We start from the raw sequence: 3,694 nt of genomic DNA, 5'->3' as shown, positions 1-3,694 counted from the left end.
GGTATTGGTTGACACGGGAGTCGTGTAAGTGGGCAAAACTTTGGCACGACTCCCCCCCTCAGAAATTCAATTCAGAACTTCCTTTCCTAAATTTAGATTAGCTTTTGTTTTTATTCCAGAAATCAGCTTACAAAAGCCTCTTTAGATAATATTTAAGATCGCTATTAGATGGTGGACAAAGTATTATGGCAGAGGGTATGGAAAGGGACAGAATTTTATATCAATTTGTGGTCATTATTAGCTAGCAGTAACAAATGTATATTTCATAGCAACATCAACATTTAACACGTTATAAAACAGCTTATTATAGATCCTGTCTGATAATATTTTTATCAAGGAATATCATATAGTTGAAACTTGTTCTGCCGAAGAATTCTACTGAAGAAGTACAGCGTTACACTGTAAATTCATTGATTTAAAAATAAACAAGAAAACAAATCCTGTATAATGGATTTATACAGATCAGAGGTTTGACAATGAAAAGAATATCAGTATCAGAGAATATAGAAAATTTTGGAGATAGATATATCTACGTAGATAAAACAGAATATATATATAATCTGATAAATAATTATGAGAGAGTATTCTTTTCACGCCCTCGCCGTTTTGGTAAATCTCTTACACTTAACACCATAGGGACTCTCTTTGAAAAAGGAGTTGAACCTTTTTTTAAAGACACCTGGATTTACGATAAATGGGATCAGGATAAATCCCCTGTACTTCATTTAAGTTTTCTTGAGTACTCTGCTACAGATTTAGATGCATTTAAAAAAAGTTTATGTCAGCCACTTCGTGATTTCGCAAGACTCAACAAAATTACAGACTATACTGACGACAACGAGCCGGGTAATCTGATTAGAAATATTTTTACGGTCATGCCGGATCAGATGCAGATCGTTCTTCTTATTGACGAATATGATCGTCAGCTGACAGCCAATATTAATAATCCAGAATTGTACGAGAAGTTCAGGATCTGTATCAGAGATTTTTATGGAGCGATAAAGGGTAAAAAGGCGATTAGATTCCTTGCTGTAACAGGAGTAACCCGACTCAAGGATGTATCAATCTTCTCTGTTGGTTCTGATATTAAGGATTTAAGCTACAATAGTGCCTATTCTAAGCTGATAGGTTTCACTCGCGATGAGATAAAACACTTCTATTTAGATTATCTCAAACTTGGTGTAGCTTTTGAGAAAAACAAAGCACCAGAAAGCGTTACAGATTCTGAAATAGAAAATATTATCGATAGAATGGCTGATCATTATGACAGCTACTGCTTTGATGAATTCAATAATAATAAAGTATTCTCCACATATTCTGTTAATGGCTTTTTACAGGATATATATGAGAAAAGAACGGTCAGGTTTGGCGATTACTGGTACGACGTCGGTGGTCTACCATCTATTCTTATGAACTACATGGAATCTCATGACCTTAATATAGAGAAGCTTCTAACTTCAGAAATTTCAATTCCCTATAATGATTTTATGAACCCAACTTCCCTTATTGACATCAATGAGAGTGTACTGATGTGTCAGACTGGCTACCTGACTTTAAAATCAGAAATAGATCGCAATGAGGATGTTATCTTAGGCGCAGCGAATCGTGAGGTAAGATCAGCTTTATTTTCACTTTTAAGTCTAAGTGTCTTTGAAAAGAATGTTTCTCCATACGCCAACGGCAAAAAGTATGTTCTTGAACATGGCACTGCTGAAGATATCATCACCCTATTCAACAGCGTATTAGCGGCTTTATCCTATGATAAATATCCTGTAAATGACGAGTCTGTTCTAAGAGCTCTGCTACAAGTATACCTTTTAGGAAAAGATCATGATGTAAGAGTAGAACAGCATAACTCTAAGGGAAGAAGTGACATTCTTGTAAACTTCCCAAAACGCAGAGTACTGCTTGAACTGAAGTACACAACAGAAGAAAGTGAAGAGCAAAATAAACTTGATGAGGCTGAAAATCAGATCATAGAAAAGGGCTATGGCCTTGAGAATCTTGGAGATAGAGAACTTCTCCAGATAGCCTGCGTATTTAACGGAGCCAAGAGCAAACGACAGATTACTGCCTATAAGCCAGTGTTTTCGCAAAAAGGCTCTTACAGAAGCTGATTTCACCCACCGAGTTAAGGATCATTTGATGCTAGACTCTGATGATGAGATACGAAGTAGAGCATCTGTTGACGCTAAACTCAGATGCTCAACCATAAAGTTAAACATCTTTTTTAGTTTTTACTCCTCTAATAGCCTCACTCATATTTCTTCACAAATGTTTTCAGCGGATCATCAAACTGATTTCTGATAATCTCAAACTTACCAGGAAATGGAGGAGCCTTACCGTAAGAAGTATCCATTCCTACCAGACCATTCTCAAAATACTTTCTATGATCCCACATTGCATAATCAGGAAGATAGGAGAAAAGCACCTGAGCTTCATTTAGGAAGTCCTTTACCAGATTCATAATCCTGTTAGCCGCCTCGATACACTTTGTCTCATCCGCACAGTGATAAAGAGCTCTTGAAACCAGAATAAAGAGGTTCTGGATACTACCGTTCAATACAGAGCCATAATAGAAGGTCTCCTGATATTTGGTAAGCTCAGAAATATATTCCGAAAGCTTTACCATCACCTTCAGATAATCGACTCTGTTATCAGGCAGCTTATCAAGCATGTGAAGCGATTTTCGGCAGATTTCATTAAACTTCTCTGAATCAAAGAGCTTACTGAACGCATGTTCAGGGAAGTGCAGTTCTACAGTCTTCTCCCCTATTACATATTCAGAGAACTTCTTCTTATCAATATCCTGCTTGCAAGAAAACTCTTTTACAAGCTCTTCAGAATGAGTAGGTATGGTATTCTCCATAAAAATACCATCCGAGCAGTTATGACAGGTAAGCTTATCGTTATTAAGTTTCTCCATCTGCAGCAGGAAGCCTATATTATGTCCCGACATGGCAAAGAAATAGCTGCTTTCACACTGTCCTCCAAAGTTACCAGGAAGAACCTTCTCTATCTGATAAGGGCCTGCATTATCCACCACGCCTCTATTTGAATAAAGAGTGGTAAAGGAGGAGTGCATCTGATTGGTACCAAGCTTTTTACCGTTATCAACGCCAAATAAATAGATATTTTCAAAACCAAAATAGATGGCAGAAGCAAGGCCCGCATTTCCCACCACAGGATTTGACAGCTTGATCTCCTGTATATTCTCAAGCTCTGGGTAATACGAGGTTAAATAAGGGAAAAACGGTTCATCATTCTTGGCAAAGATAGCAGAGTTCTTAAAGTATTTTAGAGTATTCCTATGACAGGTATCAGAGGCAACAATAATGATATCCTGAAGAAACTTCTGATCGGGAATAACTCCAAGAGTTGAATCGCCAATATTAAAGGTTCTTTCAAGATTTACATAAAAATCAGGTTTAATTCCTGCGTGATACAGAGAATCGATTGCAGTACCACAGGCGATAACAATCGCCTTATCCTGATATTTTCTTAAAAAAGGAATATCGTGATCCAAGGATGGTCCTGCACCTATGACAAACACCGGTAAATCCTTATATTCTTTCTTTAAAGGCTTATTTAAAACAAACTTATGTTTATTATTGATAAGCTCAATGCCCTGACTTGTAGCAAACAGGTGATCGTCAAAGTAACCAATAGCTTCGTGAATCTGATCAAAGTGTTT

The 3,694-nt window shown here is 37.0% G+C and carries 2 protein-coding genes; one reads left to right on the top strand and one right to left on the bottom strand.

The window, feature by feature from the left end; translation table 11 throughout:
* Nucleotides 1–476 precede the first annotated feature (476 nt).
* Nucleotides 477–2,117: an AAA family ATPase gene (locus QZU45_RS11405; protein WP_295355390.1), complete on the top strand. Its 1,641-nt coding sequence runs from the start codon at nt 477–479 to the stop codon at nt 2,115–2,117.
* A 137-nt stretch (nt 2,118–2,254) separates the two neighbouring features.
* Here QZU45_RS11405 and QZU45_RS11400 read toward each other — a convergent pair.
* The coding region (locus tag QZU45_RS11400) for a 6-hydroxymethylpterin diphosphokinase MptE-like protein (RefSeq protein ID WP_295355388.1) at nt 2,255–3,694 on the bottom strand (1,440 nt) is incomplete at its 5' end.

The organism is uncultured Succinivibrio sp., assembly GCF_902756765.1.
Lineage (GTDB): Bacteria > Pseudomonadota > Gammaproteobacteria > Enterobacterales > Succinivibrionaceae > Succinivibrio.
Note: the sequence above shows the minus strand (reverse complement) of the source record. Positions and strands in the feature narration are given on the sequence as shown.

Coding starts and splice junctions, on each gene's coding strand:
- QZU45_RS11405 (WP_295355390.1), top strand. CDS start 477: ATGAAAAGAATATCAGTATCAGAGAATATAGAAAATTTTGGAGATAGA.